Raw genomic sequence first — 16,740 nt, forward strand, 5'->3', positions numbered from 1 at the left:
TTTAATTCATCAAGAAATCCGGGAGCAACAGCGATCGGAAGAACATTTCACCCGGCTGCCTCTATCCCTCCATCATTAGTTCAACTCATTACGACTAACTGATGTTAAGGTTTTTGCAAGTTTAATGGAAACCGAGCCGTTTTCGTCGAAATTTCCTGCAGATTTGCAGGTATTTAGAAATTTTGAGTCCAAACAGGAAAAAAAACATGCACATATGCAGGAATTTTATGTTAGCCGGTAATAAAGGCTTATAGCCTAAGAGCAAACCACCCGTTCACACGGGTGGTTTTGATGCGGGCGAGAATATACACGGATAAAAAACCGTTTTGCGGGTGAAATGTCATTTCTACGGATTTAAAATAATCGCTCAAAAAACTAACCAATAAATCTAGGTTATGGTCTATACCAACCCTTTATTTGCCTCATAAGATGAGGTGTAACAAAAAATAAGTCCTGGGAGGGAAAATAATGAGCGGTTACGACGGGAAAAACTTCATTTTTACATCTACGGCTACAATTTTGGTTCTCTACATTTTGCTTGTTATTGTACTGAGACCATTCTAAAGCGGAGCTAATCAGAAGCATGTCGGGTGTGTTCAAGTATACAACAGAGTAATGACGAGCAATTCGTAAAGAACCAGCGTCAGGATGAGTTCATCCGAGTTGTAGAAAGGGCCCCCAAAAAACGCCCGCGGCCCGCCATAGCTGGGCACGGCTAATTGCAGCAAACCATTGTTGCAGTTAACGATTCGGCCTACGAACGTCTGACCGTCCAAGGTTACAATACGTACGGTATGATTGGCGTAGTGTTTGCAAATGTAATGCAATTTGTGTCGGATGTTTTTTAAATTCTCCGCCCAATTTTGGTCCGCCTGATACAAGACGGTCTGCGACTGTTGACCTCCAAGCTGAAGACTCATGGAATGGATTCCTCCTTATTTGATATGTGTTTATCGTATGCGAGCCAGGAACTCCTGGTTCATCTTCAAACGACCTGGACAGTGACGCCGTTTCACTGTCCTTTTTTGTTTTATCTATAGGTAATTCCTATGACCATTATAGATATTATATCTTGGATCAATCAGAGGCAAAATGCTATATTGTATTCAACAGACGAGAAAGAGGGCTCGATCTTAGCCGCCTTTACGTCACATGTTCGAACTTACGCTATGGGGTGAATTCAATGACCAGCAAAAAGACAATGTATGAGAAGATTTGGGATAATCACGTAATCTACCAAGAAGAAGGTAAACCAAGCATTCTGTATATCGACCTGCATCTCGTGCACGAGGTGACTTCCCCGCAGGCCTTTGAGGGCTTGCGTCTCAGCGGACGCAAAGTTCGCCGTCCGGATTTGACCTTCGCCACGATGGACCATAACGTACCGACGAAGGATCGTTACAACATTTCGGATCCGATTTCCAAACAGCAAATCGATACGCTGTCCCAAAACTGCCGCGATTTCGGCGTGACCCTGTACGATCTGGATACGATCGACCAAGGCGTCGTTCACGTCATGGGACCGGAGCTTGGGCTCACGCATCCGGGCAAGACGATCGTGTGCGGCGACAGCCACACCTCCACCCACGGCGCGTTCGGCGCGCTCGCTTTCGGGATCGGAACGAGCGAAGTGGAGCATGTACTGGCTACCCAGTGCTTGCAGCAGGCTAAAGCGAAGACGCTGGAAGTTCGTTTTGTCGGCAAAAGAAAACCGGGCGTTACCGCAAAGGACATGATCCTCGGTGTGATCGCCAAATACGGAACGGATTTTGCTACAGGCTACGTCATCGAGTATACGGGCGAGGCGATTCGGGAGCTCTCCATGGAAGAGCGGATGACCGTCTGCAACATGTCGATTGAAGCCGGAGCCAGAGCCGGGCTGATCGCCCCCGACGAGACGACGTTCAATTACCTGCGCGGCCGCGAGCACGTGCCTCAAGGCGCTGATTTTGACCGTGCCGTACAAGAATGGAAGCAGCTCACGACCGACGAAGGCGCAACTTTCGACCGCGTCGTCGAGTTCGACGTCGATTCCCTTATCCCTCAGGTAACCTGGGGAACGAGCCCGGGAATGGGCACCAGCATTACGGACCGCGTTCCGAATCCGGCGGATTTCGCCAGCGATAACGAGCGCAAAGCGGCGGAAAAAGCGTTGGAATACATGGGTCTCACGCCGGGAACTCCGATGACCGACATCGAAATCGATTATGTGTTCATCGGTTCCTGCACCAACGGACGGATTGAGGATTTGCGCGCGGCGGCGGAAATCGCCAAAGGCTATAAGGTTTCCGACAAAGTGACCGCGATCGTCGTTCCCGGATCGGGCCGCGTCAAGATCCAGGCCGAGAAGGAAGGGCTCGACAAAGTGTTTATCGAAGCCGGGTTTGAATGGCGCGATGCCGGATGCAGTATGTGCCTGGCAATGAACCCGGACGTGCTGCAGCCGGGACAGCGCTGCGCATCCACGTCGAACCGGAACTTCGAAGGGCGTCAAGGCCGCGGCGGAAGAACCCACCTCGTATCGCCGGCCATGGCGGCAGCGGCTGCGATTAAAGGCCGTTTTGTCGACGTGCGCGAGTGGAACGTGAAGAGCGAAGAAGCTGTGGGTTAATCAAGCGGAAGAGAGGGGAAACAACCATGGAAGCTTTTAAAAAAATGACGGGTGTCGTCGGTCCGGTGGACCGGGTTAACGTCGATACCGATGCTATTATACCGAAACAATTTCTTAAGCGGATCGAGCGCACGGGATTTGGCCAGTTTCTGTTCTATGAGTGGCGTTTTGATACGGAAGGCAACGTAAACCCGGAATTTGAACTCAACAAGCCGCGTTACGAAGGGGCTTCGATCTTGATTTCGCGCGTCAACTTCGGCTGCGGTTCTTCCCGGGAGCATGCTCCGTGGGCGATATTGGACTACGGCTTCCGCTGCGTAATCGCGCCGTCGTTCGCCGATATTTTCTATAATAACTGCTTCAAAAACGGCATTCTCCCGATCAAACTGTCCGAGGAGCAGGTCGAGGAGTTGTTTCAGCGCACCGCCGCGCATGAAGGCTATCAACTGACGGTGGATCTGGAAGAGAAGAAGATTACCGATAGCTATGGCCTGGCCATCAACTTTGATCTTGACGAGCATCGCCGGCAATTCCTGCTGCAAGGGTTGGACGATATCGGTCTGACGCTGCAGCACGAGGATCTGATTGCGGCTTACGAGAAAAAGAAATTCGCTTAATAGGGCGCCGCAAAAAGGGCCGCCGCAGGATTCGCTAGAATCCTCGGCGGTTTTTGTCTTTCTGTGAAAATATAAGTCTATTAGCGGGGCTGATTTTCTGGTATTATGGAAGCAATTAGAAAACCAGGGAAGGTGCCGGGATGCTGAAACGGATGTGAGCGATGTTTGCAGGATTTTTTCGAACTGTGACGACTTGCGAGCATCCGGCAAATAACGAGAATGGTAGGGATCTTACAATGAAAAAAATCGGGTTTCTCTTGGTCTTTGCGTTTTTCCTGCTGATGTTCCCCTCAATGAGCATGGCCGCTCAGGGCGGTACGCATATCTACCTGGACGGGGCCGAACTTGAGCAGCCTGCCGATGCCCAGGCCGGGAGCGTGAAGGGCAGCGTCATGGTTCCGCTCCGCGTCATCATTGAAAACCTCGGATACGAGGTGGATTGGGACAAAAAGAGCGGCCTTGTGACCATCCGGCAAGGGGAGCGGAACTTGCAGTTAACGGTCGGAAGCACCAAAGCCGTCGTGGACGGGAAGGCGATCGAATTATCCGCCGCTCCGGTGGTTCAGGGTAGTTCGACCATGGTCCCTCTTCGCTTTGTGGGCGAACAGACCGGACTGAAGGTCAGTTGGAACAACGATAGCAAGTCCGCCTATCTCTATAGTCCGGACGGGGGAGAATCCGTGGGGATCGTTCCCGGGCGCGCCAGTTCCTCTCCCGAAGAAGAAGCGGCCGGAGAGGGAACGTTGACCCCTGTAATCGAAGACGGCGAACAAACCGATGATTCGACATACATACCGGATTCCCCCCCAGCCGGGGAAGGGAAGACCGCTGAACTCAATGGCATCGGCTTCAGTGAGAATCGCCTGACGATCGCGGTCTCTGCCGCGGTGCAGCCCAAGGTGTTCACGATGAGCGGACCCGACAGGGTGGTCGTGGATATTCCCAACGTGACGTTCTCGGAAAGCTTCAAGCAGCAGAATTCTTTAAACGTATCGCTGCAGGGGGAACTGCCCGTAACGGACTATCCCGACGTGGCCAAAATCCGCTACTCCATGTTCGATAACGCCACCTCGACCATCCGAATCGTCGTCGATCTGAATAAAGAGGTTCATTATCAGGTTAATAATGAAGGAGACGGTTTGCTCGTCGTGGATTTGGCCGCCCCGTTCACCGTTCCCGTCGTCCCGCCGGTAACCAACGGGAAACCGCTCGTGGTTATTGATCCGGGACATGGAGGCAAGCAGCCGGGCGCGACCAGTATTACGAATAAGAACGAGAAGGATTTCACGCTTGCCTTGGCTTTAAAAGTGGAGGCTCTGCTGAAGCAGGAAACCGGGTTGAATGTCTTGATGACACGGACGACCGATGTCACCTTGGGCCTGGAAGAACGGGCGAAGTTGGCGAACGACAACCAGGCGACGGTTTTCGTCTCCATCCATGGCAACAGCTTTGACGGCAAGACAAGTCCTACGGGAAGCGAGACCTATTATTCGCGGGACGAGAGCCTTCCGTTTGCCGAGGTGATGCATAAACATCTGGTAGAAGGAACGGGGCTGCCGGACCGTAACGTTCGCAAGAAGAGTTTGCATGTGACCCGGGAGACGAAAATGCCCGCGGTGCTGCTGGAAGTCGGTTATCTTAAGCATAAAACCGACGAGGCTCTGATGTATTCGGAGGATTTCCAGCAACGCGTGGCCGAGAGCATCGTAGCCGGGATCAAGGAGTATCTTGGACAGTAATGGTAAAATGGATACTGGTTTCAGTTATTGAATAGGGGGTCGTAACATGAAAAAAATAGGATGGTCAGCCATGCTGCTGCTGGTGCTGGTTGTGTCGGCCTGCGGGCAAAAACCCGCGACCGCGCCGAAAACGGCGGAGCCGCCGCAAACGGGCGTCACCGCCCCGGAGACGGTAAATCCGGTAACGGGAGGCGGCGGTGCCCAGGAGGATCCGGGCGATCAGGGAACAGGCAAGCAGCAGGAGGAAACGCCTAAAGCGCAGACTCAGAAGATCAAGGTTTATTATACCGACGATGAGTTGATGGAACTAAAAACGGTCGAGAAAGAAATCGAGTATACGGAGGAGTCCCAAAAGTACAGCGAGGCGTTTAAAGCGCTGCAGACCCCGGATAGCGGGATGATTTCGCTCTGGGATAAAATCACTTTAAACTCGGTCCGTGTTTCGAACGGCAAGATTACGCTGGATGTTACCATTCCGGACGAAGCACGCCTTGGAGCCGGCGGCGAATCGTTGGCGATCGACGCGTTAAAGCAAACATTCTTCCAGTTTGACGAGGTGAAGGAACTGGAATTAACCATCGACGGGGAACAGCAGGAATCCATGATGGGCCATGTTGAGCTGGAACATCCGTTTAAGAAATAAACGAAGAATCATAGACAAGTCGATGCCTCGGAGGTAAGCTCCGGGGCTCTTTTTATGGCAAGAAAAATAGCATAATTACGCAACTTTTGAGGATTATGGGCGTCTAATATGTCGTCTGGTGATACCGGGATTTCGTCTCTAAGTCCGGCGATCCGAGGCAAAATTTCAGGATGGTAGGGGTGACGGATGAAAAAAATTGGGTTTTCGGTGTTCGTGTTTCTGGCAATGATTTTATTTGTATTTCCGCAAGCGGGACAAGCCGCCGGAGGCGGAGCCAGCATTTACCTGGACGGTAAGGCGCTGGAGCTGACCAAAAACGGACAAGTCCAAAATGTGAATGGAAATGTGATGATACCCATTCGTGTCGTCGTGGAGGAGCTGGGTTTTGACGTCAACTGGGATAAAAAGACGCGCACGGTAACCATACAGCAATCCGGTACAGAGTTGAAATTGGTCGTGGATCAGAGCACGGCCACAGTGAACGGTACGAAAGTCAAATTGTCCGCGGCCCCTAAGGTGGTCAACGAGACAACCCTGGTCCCTTTGCGTTTCGTAGGGGAACAAATGGGAATCAACGTCAGTTGGGACAACACCAAGAAGGCGGTATATCTGATTACCCCCCAATCCGGGAGCGGTAACGGAGTCGGCTCGGGTGAAAATACGAACGGAAACGAAGGCGGCCAGACGGGGGATGTTCCCGCTCCGAATACCGACTTGGCGAATGTCGGCGGAATCAGCTTCAGCGACAACCGGCTGATGATTGCCGTGGACAAAAACGTGAAACCGACGGTTTTTAAGATGGCGAATCCGAATCGCATCGTGATCGATTTGCCGAATACCAAGTTTGCGGATTCGTTTTCGACGGGACAACTGCTGGATGCCACGCAAAACGGATATATCGACGTTACGGAGTATCCGGACGTTTCCAAGGTCAGGTACGCGTTGTTCAACAACAATCCATCGACCGTTCGAGTTGTTTTGGACATGAACCTGGACAAGAATTACGAGTTGATTAACGAGAACGATGGTTTGATCATCGTGAATTTGGATGCGGACTCTACGACTGGAAATCCGCCCGGAAACAACGGAAAGACGCTGGTCGTGATCGATGCGGGGCATGGAGGCAAGGACCCGGGCGCGATCGGCGTGACCAAGAAGAAAGAGAAGGACTTCAACCTTGCCGTGGCATTGAAAGTCGAAGAACTGCTTAAACAGGAGACCGATCTTGACTTTGTTTTGACCCGCAGCAGCGATACGTATCCGACGCTTCAGGATCGCGTCAAGATCGCCAACGATCTCAATGCGGATCTGTTTATTTCAATTCACGCCAACTCGGGCAGCGCTGCGGCCAGCGGGGTGGAGACTTACTATACCCGCTCGGAAAGCAGGGCGCTGGCCGATGTCATGCATAAGTATTTGGTTCAGTCTTCCGAACTCAGCGACCGCGGTGTGCGCGCCAAGAGTCTGCATGTGACGCGCGAAACGAAGATGCCGGCGGTACTGCTGGAATGCGGATATCTCAGCAATAAGAATGATAATACCGTCCTGTTTACGGAAGAATTCCAGGATCGGGTCGCTGCGGGGATCGTGGACGGCATCAAGGAATACGTCGGTTTGCGCTAATACGACCCGGTCATGAAGGAGGAAACGACAATGAACAGAAAACGATGGACATTAGGAATGATCGTTCTCCTGCTCGCATGGAGCACCGGGTGCGGTCAAAAGCCGCAAGCGGCATCTGACGTTAAACCGGGGACGGAGACCCGCCAACCCGTGACGGATACGGCTCCACCGGTTGCCGCGGAGAGCCCGGAACAGCAGCCGGAGGAGCCCGCAAAGGAGCCCGCGAAGGTGAATGCTTCGGGACAACAGCAGGCCGAGCAGGTTGTGAAGCAGCAGATTGAAACCTACTATACCGACGATCAAATGCTCGAATTAAAAACGGCTACCGTTGAGATTACCTACGAAAAGGAAAAGGAACAGGATAAATACTTGGCCGCGCTTCAAACTTTGAAGTCCAGCGGCCAATCCGCTATGTTCGCCTTATGGGAGAAGGCGGAGTTCCGTTCGGCGAACTTGAAGGACGGGGTTCTTACGGTTGACATCCATTTGCCCGATGAAGCACGGCTCGGAGCCGGCGGCGAAGCGCTTGCGTTGGAGGCGCTGGAACGCACGGTGTTCCAGTTTAAGGAGATTCAGGCGGTCGACCTCCTCGTGGATGGCGATCCGGCGGAAACTTTAATGGGACACGAAGAATTGGAACATCCGATTCCAAGAAATTAGTCGCTTTTTAAAGGAACCCGGGGGTAGGCTGTCGAATTTGAATAAGTAGAACTTTTTTAAAGGGGAGAATGGAATGTCATCTTATAAACGTACTTTTAGACGCAGCACGAAGAAGGCCGTATCCGCTATGCTTGTAACAGCGATGTGCCTTGGCGGAGCGGGCGCGGTTTTTGCGGAGGAGACGCCGGCGGCAAATACTGCGCAGACGGCGGCCGCCTCTTTGCTTTTTAGCGATGTGAAAGATGGATTCTGGGCCGAGAAGCATATATACAAGCTTGCGGCGGAAGGGATTGTTCTTGGGGACGCGGGAAAATTCCGGCCGGGCGATAGCGTAACGCAGCAGGAAGCGATTACGATGGCCATCCGGTTTATGAATCTTGAATCCAAGCTTGGCGACGGGAGCGGAGCGCCGGCCGAGATGAAGGTCAGCAATTACTTTAAGCCTTATCTCCAACTGGCGGTTGAGCAGAAGCTGATTGACAAAGCGGAAGAAGTGAAAGCGACCGGTGCCAAAGAATCCTGGGGCGAGAAAAAAGCATCGCGCGAATGGATCGCCAAGCTGCTCGTTCGCTCGCTGGGGCGTGACGCCGAAGCCAAGTCGGCTACAGGAACATCTACCGGCTTTACGGATCAATCCAATATTTCCGCGGAGGCCCGGGGATATGTCAACGTCGCCGTCCAGCTCAATTTGACCAAAGGTGTGGCGGGCAACAAGTTCGACCCTAAAGGTAAGGTGACTCGGGCGGAATTGGCGACGTTCTTCAGCCGGGGCAGCGAATATGTGACGCCGGGTTATGCGAATGTTTACGAAGGGATCGTAACCGAACTGACGGACAACAAGCTGACCTTGTATGCGGACGGGAAGTTAAAGAGCTTTACGCTGGATAACCGTTCCGTCTACTTTACCAAAGACTCCGAAACCAAAGTGAGCAAGAAAGATCTTAAACCGTACACAAAAGTGCTGGCGGTGGACAAAGTGGGAGCCGCGGCTTACATAGAGGTACGCGATCCGAAGCAGCAGTTGGAGCAAACCGAAGGGACCTTGCTGCGGGTGTTGTCCGGGAACAAGCTGTTGATGCTGGTCAACAATGATTCCGTGACATTTACGTACGACAATACAACGAGCTTTTTGGATCAAAACGGCAATAAAATCAATCCGGAGAAACTGACCAACGACAGTACGGTCGTTGTCCAGCGCGAAACATTTACGGCCGAGAAAAAGCCGGTTATCGTCCAGGTGAAATCGGCCATCGTCAATAAATCCGGCAGCGGTACGATCGATTCGGTCAGCCTGAAGGATAAGACGATTCAGATTAAAGACACTTCCGGCAACGTGGAAACTTTTAAATACGACGACGGCTCCGTCATGCTCTATCAAAATCAGTTGTTGAACAATGCCGGCGAAATTCAAACCGGGGCTTCGGTCAAATACACGGTTGAGAACAGCGTGGTGACCCGTCTTGAAATTACGCAGGGGATGGAGCGGACAGTCAAAGGAACGCTGCTCAGCGTGGAAGGCACCAAACTGCTCAGCTACACCAATGCTTCCGGCGTAGCGGAAATCAAACCCCTTGCAGAGAAGCCGACGATTATTATCAGCGGTATTGCCGAACCGACGTTAAATGATCTTATTGCCGACGTGGACGGTGGGGACAAGGTCGAACTTACCATCAATGCCGACGATCAAATCACAAAGATCGCGGTAACCGGACGCGAGTCAGATCAGCTTACGGGCGCTACCATTATCAATTACGATTCGAAGCTCAAAGCTTTAACCGTAATGGATACAGCCGAGAAGCCTTACGTGTTCGTGATAGATGCAAAAACCAAATACGATTACAACTCCAAAGAGCCGTCTTTGGCGGGATTGGAGTCCTTGCTGGAAAAAGGGCGGAAGATAAATATTAAGCATATTGGCTCCAGAGCGATTTCCGTTCAGGTTATGTATAAGTATGAGGGGACTTTTGTGACCGCAAATACGAACACCAAGAAAGTCACGATCCTTCAAGCGGACGGCAAGTCAATCGATATTCCTTATCAAGGAGTTGAGCCAACGATCGAACTGTACGGAAAAACAAAGCCGACGCTAGGGGACATCAAATCCGGAGAACCGGTGGCTGCCGTTCTATCTGGAAACCAGGACGCCCTGCAAACGTTGGCGGTTAAAAAATCAGTTCAGTTCGAAATCCAGTCGGTCAATACGTCCAACAGCCGAATCCGGGTGGTGGCTGACGGCATTTCCGACGATTTATATGTCGATCAAGCCAAACTTCTGGGTGAAAACGGTGCAGCGATTCGCGTAGCGGATCTTCAGCAGGGACAAACCGTCAACGTGGAATTTACGGGCCGAACCGTCACCTCCCTGCAGGTGATTAAGCTGACTCTCGGAAAGATTACCAACATTGACGGTTCGACATTGACGATCAAGTCGTTCACCGGAACTCAGGAATCGTACCCGTTGGCCGACGGAGTGAAGGTGATACGGGGAACTGCGGTAAGCAAGGGGGCTTCGGGCTTGGCAACCTCCGATCATGTCGAAGTCAGCAAAGACACCGACGGTTCGTTGATGGTCAAGGTTCTGACGTCGCTGGAGCGAAAAGTGTCGCGCTACGATGCGAACAGCAAGGAACTTATCGTGCTGAGAGCCGGGCTCACCGATAGTAATTACCGCTTCTTTGTGACACCGGAAACATATATTCACCAAGGTGACACGACAATATCCGTGCAATCCCTCAAGGAAAATGATAAAATTGTTCTGTATTTCAATGGCGACAAGCTGGTTGAAGTCGAAAAACAATAATCGTTTTCGTGAGAATAACCGTCTTGATGCGGGATCATTCCCGGTCAAGGCGGTTTTTAAACGTCTTAGGAGGATTTAATCCCTTGACTCACAGATTCAAAGACAAAAACGGACGTCGCTTTTACGCCGCTATTTTGTCGAAATCGTCCTTTCCGCGTGAAATAGAGGTCCTTTGGGGCCTTATTTTGAAGAAAAGCGGGCCGAAACCTGGTTTTGGGACGCGAACCGGAGCAATAAGGCCCTTTTTGGCCGCTATTATGGCGGGCGGTAAGAGAGATTGCGGACAGGCAGCACCATGTCAGGTTTAATGCAGCGCCAGTGATCGTCTAGACAGTTTAACGGAAATAATAGCCGCTATTTCCGACTTTGGGGCGGATTTCAAATTCTAACGGAAATAAAAGCTGCTATTTGGCTAAAAAACTGCTGCGTTAGCGGTTAGTGCTGGAAATAGGCGCTATCATTTCCGTTAGAAAACGCAAAAGGGCGTATTATCGCAAAATAGCCGCTATGGCGTCCGTTAGAAATGCTGAAGGTTGCGTGAAAGTAGGGACTGAGTAGCGGAGCGTAGGGGGAGCCTACGTGAGCAACGGAAGGCACGCTTGAATGCAAGATTCGAAGTCGAGTTGGCTGCAGAGATCGGCTACGCGATCAAAATTCAGATTTTTAGTTGACTGGTTAAATGAGAAGCTAAAAATCGGGATTTTCAGCACCGAGAAGGTTGCGTGAAAGTAGTGACTAAGTAGCGGAGCGTAGGAGGAGCCTACGTGAGCAACGGAAGGCACGCTTGAATGCAAGATTCGAAGTCGAGTTGGCTGCAGAGATCGGCTACGCGATCAAAATTCAGATTTTTAGTTGACTGCTTAAATGAGAAGCTAAAAATCGGGATTTTCAGCACCGAGAAGGTTGCGTGAAAGTAGTGACTGAGTAGCGGAGCGTAGGAGGAGCCTACGTGAGCAACGGAAGGCACGCTTGAATGCAAGATTCGAAGTCGAGTTGGCTGCAAAGTTCAGCTTCGTGATCAAAATTCAGATTTTTAGTTACCTTAAAGGGGGTGGGGAAATGAATGCTGCTGGGGTGCGCCATATCCTGGACACCATCGCCGCAATGTTCCCGGATGCGCATTGCGAGCTTAACCACAGCAATGCTTTTGAACTGACCATCGCCGTGCTGTTGTCGGCGCAGTGCACGGATGCTACGGTCAACAAAGTGACGGTCGACTTGTTCGAAAAATACAAGACGCCCGAAGATTACCTTGCCGTCCCGTTGGAAGAATTGGAGCAGGATATTCGCCGCATCGGGCTGTTCCGCAGCAAGGCCAAGCATATTCAGAATCTATGCCGTATTTTGGTTGACCAATATAACGGTGAGGTTCCCAGCGAGCACGACAAGCTAGTGACCCTGCCGGGCGTCGGCAGAAAGACGGCGAATGTGGTCGTTTCAAATGCTTTCGGGGTTCCGGCTATCGCGGTGGATACCCATGTGGAGCGGGTAAGCAAGAGGCTGGGGCTGGCCAACTGGAACGACTCCGTACTGGAGGTCGAAAAGAAGCTGATGAAAAAGGTCCCCCGAGAAGAGTGGACCCTTACGCATCATCGGCTGATATTTTTCGGGCGTTATCATTGCAAAGCCCAGAATCCCAATTGTCCGGCCTGCCCGCTGCTGGATGTCTGCCGGGAAGGCAAAAAACGTATGAAAAAGTCACAACCCAGAAATAATAGAGAAGTGTGACAAAACAAGATTACGATAGTAGAGGATGAGATTCCATGAAGTGTATTTCCGTTTATACCGACAATTTTGAATTATTTTCCGATGTTTTTGAAAAAGTGATCGCGATCGATTTGCAGGAAAACGACGAGCGTGAGCTGGAAGGCGTCACCGTCAGCGATTCGGGGGAAGTTCCGAAGCATTACTTGGAACGCATGTCCGTTAAACCTGAAGTGGTGGTTATGCGTGACCGTGATAAGGGCATTACGATTTTGCAGCATGGCAAAGTGTTCGAAATCCTGATTCCTTCGGAAGCGGATGAAATGGAAAGCGAAGCTTCCGTTTAAGTGGAAAACAAAAAACGATGGATGGGGACTTTTTCCCCGCCATCGTTTTTTGTTTTTCTTCCGTCCTCCCTATCGAATAGATCAAATTTAAAGAAATGGCGTGAGAGGCTTCCATGTCTTTTTCAGGTAGGGTAAAATGAATGTATTTCAAAAGCAGAACCAGATCCCTACAGAAGGGAAGGACTTCCCGGCTCGTCCCAAGGCGGGGCAGGGGAAGAAGGAGTGAAGAATAGTGGAAACGATTACAGACAGGCATAGAGGAATCCTGATGAACCGTTTAGCCGGATTGGAGACCTGGTTTGCGGAACAGGGAGACCGAATTGCCAGAAACGAACTTTTTGACTTGAAGGAAAAACTCGCGTCAGGCCGGTTGACGATCGCTTTCTGCGGTCATTTTTCCGCGGGCAAATCCAGCCTGATCAACACGTTATGCGGGAAAACCGTGCTTCCGGCCGGGCCTCTTCCGACGACCGCCAATGTGGCGTCCTTACAAAACGGGGCTCCCAAAGCGCTGCTGATTCCGTCTCCGAACAGCGGCAGCCATCCGGTGGAGATTCCGCTGGACCAGCTGGCTCCTTATTGCCGGGACGGCACCGCGTATGAACGGGTGTCCCTTTGGGACGATATCCCGCTGCTTGGGGAGCACGGGGTGCTGCTGGATACCCCTGGCGTCGATTCGGGCGAAGAATCGCATGCCGCCGCGACGAATTCGGCGCTTCATTTGGCGGATGTCGTATTCTATGTCATGGATTACAATCATGTGCTGTCGGAAAGCAATTTGGGATTTGCCCGGCGTTTGGCCGATTGGGGAAAACCGCTATACCTGGTCGTAAACCAGATCGACAAGCACCGCGAGCAGGAATTGAGTTTTGCGACATACCGAAAATCGGTGGAACAGGCCTTTGAGCTGTGGGGGATCCCCCCGGCCGGAGTCTTTTATATTTCGCTTAAAGATGCGGGCCACCCGGAAAATATGCTGCCGGGACTGAAGCTGACGATCCGCCGTCTGCTGGAAAAACCGGAGCCACTGTTGGAGTACAGCGTCGCGGGCTCGCTGAACCATAGCGCCGAGCAATTTTTAAAGCGCCGCGAGACGGCCGAGGAAGAGGAGCTGGACCGCTGGATCCGGGAAGCCGGAGGTCCGGAGGCGGTGGAAGCCATCCAAGAGCAGCTGGCTTTGCTGGAGCGGGAACAGGAAACGCTGGAGAACCGTGCCGACTCGCTGCGAAGCGAGTGGACGAAGGAACTGGAGGACTTGCTGGGCAGCGCCTATTTGATGACCCCCGCTCTCCGGGAGGCGGCCGGGCTTTACCTGGAAAGCTTGCAGCCGGGATTTAAGACCGGTTTATTGTTTCATCAAGGCAAAACGAAGCGGGAGCAGCAACGCAGGTCCAGCGACTTTCTTGAGAAGCTGAAGGAACAAACCGACGCCCAGGTTGACTGGCATGTCCGCGATCTGCTGCGGAAATGGGGCCGGGGGTTGGATTTATGGGATCCGGCGTGGGAAAGCCGGATGGAAGAGGCGCTTCCGAAAGCGGAGGAAGCGTGGATCCGCGGGCCGGCCCGGGAGGGCGCTGTCCTGTCCGGCGAGTATACGCTCCGCTATACCGCCGACGTCGCGGCCGGCATAACGGGCCGGTACCGCAGGGCAGCCCTGTCCGTAGCGGAAGGGCTGCTCGATGCCCACGCGCCGCGGCTGGAAGCGGCGCGGGCGGATTTGGCCGCGCGGCGCGAGGCCCTGCTCGCGCGTTCGGCCGCCGCGGCGCGCGTCACCGCGCTGCGCGCCGCCGCCCGCGAGCGCGCGGCCGAGCTGCGCGCGCTGCTGGGCGCCCCGCCGTCCCTCCCTCCCGGCCTCCTGCCGGAGGTGAGGGACGTGCGGGCCCAGGCGCTGCCGCCGGCGGAGCCGCGGCAGCCGGAAGCCCCGGCGCCGGCGCCAGCCGCCGCGCCCGGCACCGCCACCGGCGCGGCAGCGGCGCCGCCGGCCGCGGCCGCAGGCCGGCGGCGGCTCACGGCAGCCGCCGCTGCGCTGGAAGCCGCGGCGGAGGCGCTGGCCCCGTACCCGGCCTTCGGGTCCGGGACCTCGGAGCTGCGCGCGCGTGCGGCCCACTTGCGCGGCGGCCGCTTTACCGTGGCGCTGTTCGGGGCCTTCAGCGCCGGTAAATCGTCCTTCGCCAACGCGCTGCTCGGGGCGAAGGTGCTGCCGGTCTCACCGCATCCGACAACGGCGGCGATCAACCGGATATTGGCTCCGGCGGACGGAATCGAGCACGGCCATGCGGCGATTACCTTCAAAAGCACGGATGCCATGAAGTCCGATCTCGCCTACTCCTTTGAGGCGCTGCAGCTCGGTCCCTGGAAAGAACGGACGTGGAGAAACGACGTGAAGAAACTCCGCGCGGTGGACGTTCCGCCATCCGGCCGGGCGCACTACAGTTTTTTGAAGGCGGCCGAAGAAGGCTGGGACGATTACGCCGAACGATTGGGGACGCGTGAGATCGCGGGGATGGCGGATTTCGCCTCGTTCGTGGCGGAAGAGAGCAAGGCCTGCTTTGTGGACGGAATGGACCTGTACTATTCCTGCCCGTTGACCGAACAGGGGATTGTTATCGTGGATACGCCGGGGGCGGATTCGATTCATGCCCGCCACACCGGAGTCACCTTTCAGTATATGAAGAACTGCGATGCCTTGATCTATGTGACCTACTATAACCATGCGTTCTCCAGGGCAGACCGCCAGTTTCTGGCCCACCTGGGCAGAGTGAAAGGAAGCTTTGCGCTCGACAAGATGTTCTTTATCGTCAATGCCGCCGATTTGGCCGCTTCGCTGGAAGAACTGGACGCCGTCGTGGGGCATGTTTCGGAAGGTCTAAGAACAGCCGGGATCGAGCAGCCGCAGATTTTCGCGGTCTCGAGTATATCGGCGCTGACGGCCAAAGAGAACGGTAATGCCGGGCTGCTGCAAACCAGCGGGTTTTTCGGGTTTGAGTCCAGGTTTTTCGATTTTCTGGGCAACGAGCTGGCAAGCCTGGCGGTCTTATCCGCCAAGCGGGAGTTTGAGGCTTTGGGTGAGCGGGCCCGGGAATGGAGCCGCTCGCTGATGCAGAGCCGGGAAGAGCGAAGGAAGCGGCTCGCTGAAATCCGCGCGGACCGCGGTTCCTTCAAGGAGAGGCTGCGGCAGTTGGCGGCCATCGATAAGAGCCCGATGATTTTTCAGGAGGCGGACGAACTGCTCTTCCACGTTCGCCAGCGGCTCCGGCTGCTGGCGGGCGATTTGTTCCAAGAATTTTTTCACCCTGCCCTGCTGCAGGAGGAGGGCGGGGACTTACGGCGTAAATTTACCGCCTCGTTCCGAGGCTGGATGGCGCAATTGTCCATGGAGCTGGAGCGCGAGCTTCAAGCCACTTCGTTAAGGCTCGAACGGAAATGCGAAAGCTTCTTGGCGCTGGGTGCCGCAGAGTGGCGGACCGGAACGGAAAACGCCTTAAGGCATGTGCCGGCCTTGTCGGATCCGGAACAAGGGTCCTGGGGAACTCCGGAAATCGAGGAAGGTGTGATGGAGCATCGATTGAAAGCCGATGCCTACGCCTCATACTTTAAAAATCCGAAGTCTTTTTTTGAAGGCGGAGGAAAGCAGAAGCTGCGCGAAGCATTGGAGCAACCGTTGGAAGCCGTGCTCAAGGAAGCGGTGGAAGCCGCCGGAAAAGAGTTGGGGAATTTTTACCGCGCGGAGACGGCCCGGCGCTTTGCCCGGCTTGCGGAGCGTTACGACAAAGAATGGACGGACTGGGAGTCCGGCTTGACGGATTTGGCGGAGGCGGAAAGCCTGGAGCAGGATTGGCACGACGTCATGGTTCGTCTCGACCAACTGCTGGAGTCCTTCAATTAGGCGGCTGAACAAGTTTAAAGGCCCGCTTGGGCCAAGTAATAACGGATAAATACGGCCTTGGCTTTCGCTAGAGTACTTGAAGGCTAGTCTGCGCATCGTACGGGAGCCTG

General features: G+C 53.7%; 11 protein-coding genes. 10 read left to right on the plus strand and 1 reads right to left on the minus strand.

Features of this window, described 5'->3' with window-relative positions:
• Positions 1 to 596: 596 nt before the first annotated feature.
• Positions 597 to 920: a hypothetical protein gene (locus LBW89_RS01960; RefSeq protein WP_213504360.1), complete on the minus strand. Its 324-nt coding sequence runs from the start codon at positions 918 to 920 to the stop codon at positions 597 to 599.
• A gap of 263 nt (positions 921 to 1,183) precedes the next feature.
• Between LBW89_RS01960 and leuC the strand changes: the two genes are divergently transcribed.
• From leuC to LBW89_RS02010, 10 genes are all read left to right on the plus strand, one after another.
• Positions 1,184 to 2,611, plus strand: coding sequence for a 3-isopropylmalate dehydratase large subunit (gene leuC / locus LBW89_RS01965; RefSeq protein ID WP_148452003.1), 1,428 nt, complete (start codon positions 1,184 to 1,186; stop codon positions 2,609 to 2,611).
• A gap of 26 nt (positions 2,612 to 2,637) precedes the next feature.
• Positions 2,638 to 3,228 carry a 3-isopropylmalate dehydratase small subunit gene (gene leuD, locus LBW89_RS01970; RefSeq protein WP_148452005.1) on the plus strand — a complete coding sequence of 197 codons (591 nt, stop codon included), beginning with the start codon at positions 2,638 to 2,640 and terminating at the stop codon, positions 3,226 to 3,228.
• A 236-nt stretch (positions 3,229 to 3,464) separates the two neighbouring features.
• Positions 3,465 to 4,967: an N-acetylmuramoyl-L-alanine amidase family protein gene (locus tag LBW89_RS01975; protein WP_225038315.1), complete on the plus strand. Its 1,503-nt coding sequence runs from the start codon at positions 3,465 to 3,467 to the stop codon at positions 4,965 to 4,967.
• Positions 4,968 to 5,013: 46 nt separating this feature from the next.
• Positions 5,014 to 5,610 (plus strand): GerMN domain-containing protein, encoded by a 597-nt coding sequence (locus LBW89_RS01980; RefSeq protein ID WP_225038316.1) that lies wholly within the window; start codon positions 5,014 to 5,016, stop codon positions 5,608 to 5,610.
• A gap of 186 nt (positions 5,611 to 5,796) precedes the next feature.
• The gene (locus LBW89_RS01985) at positions 5,797 to 7,233 is read left to right on the plus strand and encodes an N-acetylmuramoyl-L-alanine amidase family protein (protein ID WP_225038317.1); all 1,437 of its coding nucleotides are present in this window, start codon (positions 5,797 to 5,799) and stop codon (positions 7,231 to 7,233) included.
• A gap of 30 nt (positions 7,234 to 7,263) precedes the next feature.
• Positions 7,264 to 7,893 (plus strand): GerMN domain-containing protein, encoded by a 630-nt coding sequence (locus tag LBW89_RS01990; protein WP_225038318.1) that lies wholly within the window; start codon positions 7,264 to 7,266, stop codon positions 7,891 to 7,893.
• Positions 7,894 to 7,966: 73 nt separating this feature from the next.
• Positions 7,967 to 10,693, plus strand: a complete 2,727-nt coding sequence (locus LBW89_RS01995) for an S-layer homology domain-containing protein (protein WP_225038319.1) — start codon at positions 7,967 to 7,969, stop codon at positions 10,691 to 10,693.
• 1,059 nt (positions 10,694 to 11,752) lie between these two features.
• Complete coding sequence (gene nth, locus LBW89_RS02000) at positions 11,753 to 12,421, plus strand: endonuclease III (protein WP_148452017.1); 669 nt, start codon at positions 11,753 to 11,755, stop codon at positions 12,419 to 12,421.
• 35 nt (positions 12,422 to 12,456) lie between these two features.
• Positions 12,457 to 12,744 (plus strand): NAD/NADP transhydrogenase alpha subunit, encoded by a 288-nt coding sequence (locus tag LBW89_RS02005; RefSeq protein ID WP_148452019.1) that lies wholly within the window; start codon positions 12,457 to 12,459, stop codon positions 12,742 to 12,744.
• Positions 12,745 to 12,976: 232 nt separating this feature from the next.
• Positions 12,977 to 16,630, plus strand: a complete 3,654-nt coding sequence (locus LBW89_RS02010) for a dynamin family protein (RefSeq protein ID WP_225038320.1) — start codon at positions 12,977 to 12,979, stop codon at positions 16,628 to 16,630.
• Positions 16,631 to 16,740 lie beyond the last annotated feature (110 nt).

It is taken from the genome of Paenibacillus sp. alder61 (assembly GCF_020179875.1).
GTDB lineage: Bacteria > Bacillota > Bacilli > Paenibacillales > Paenibacillaceae > Fontibacillus > Fontibacillus faecis.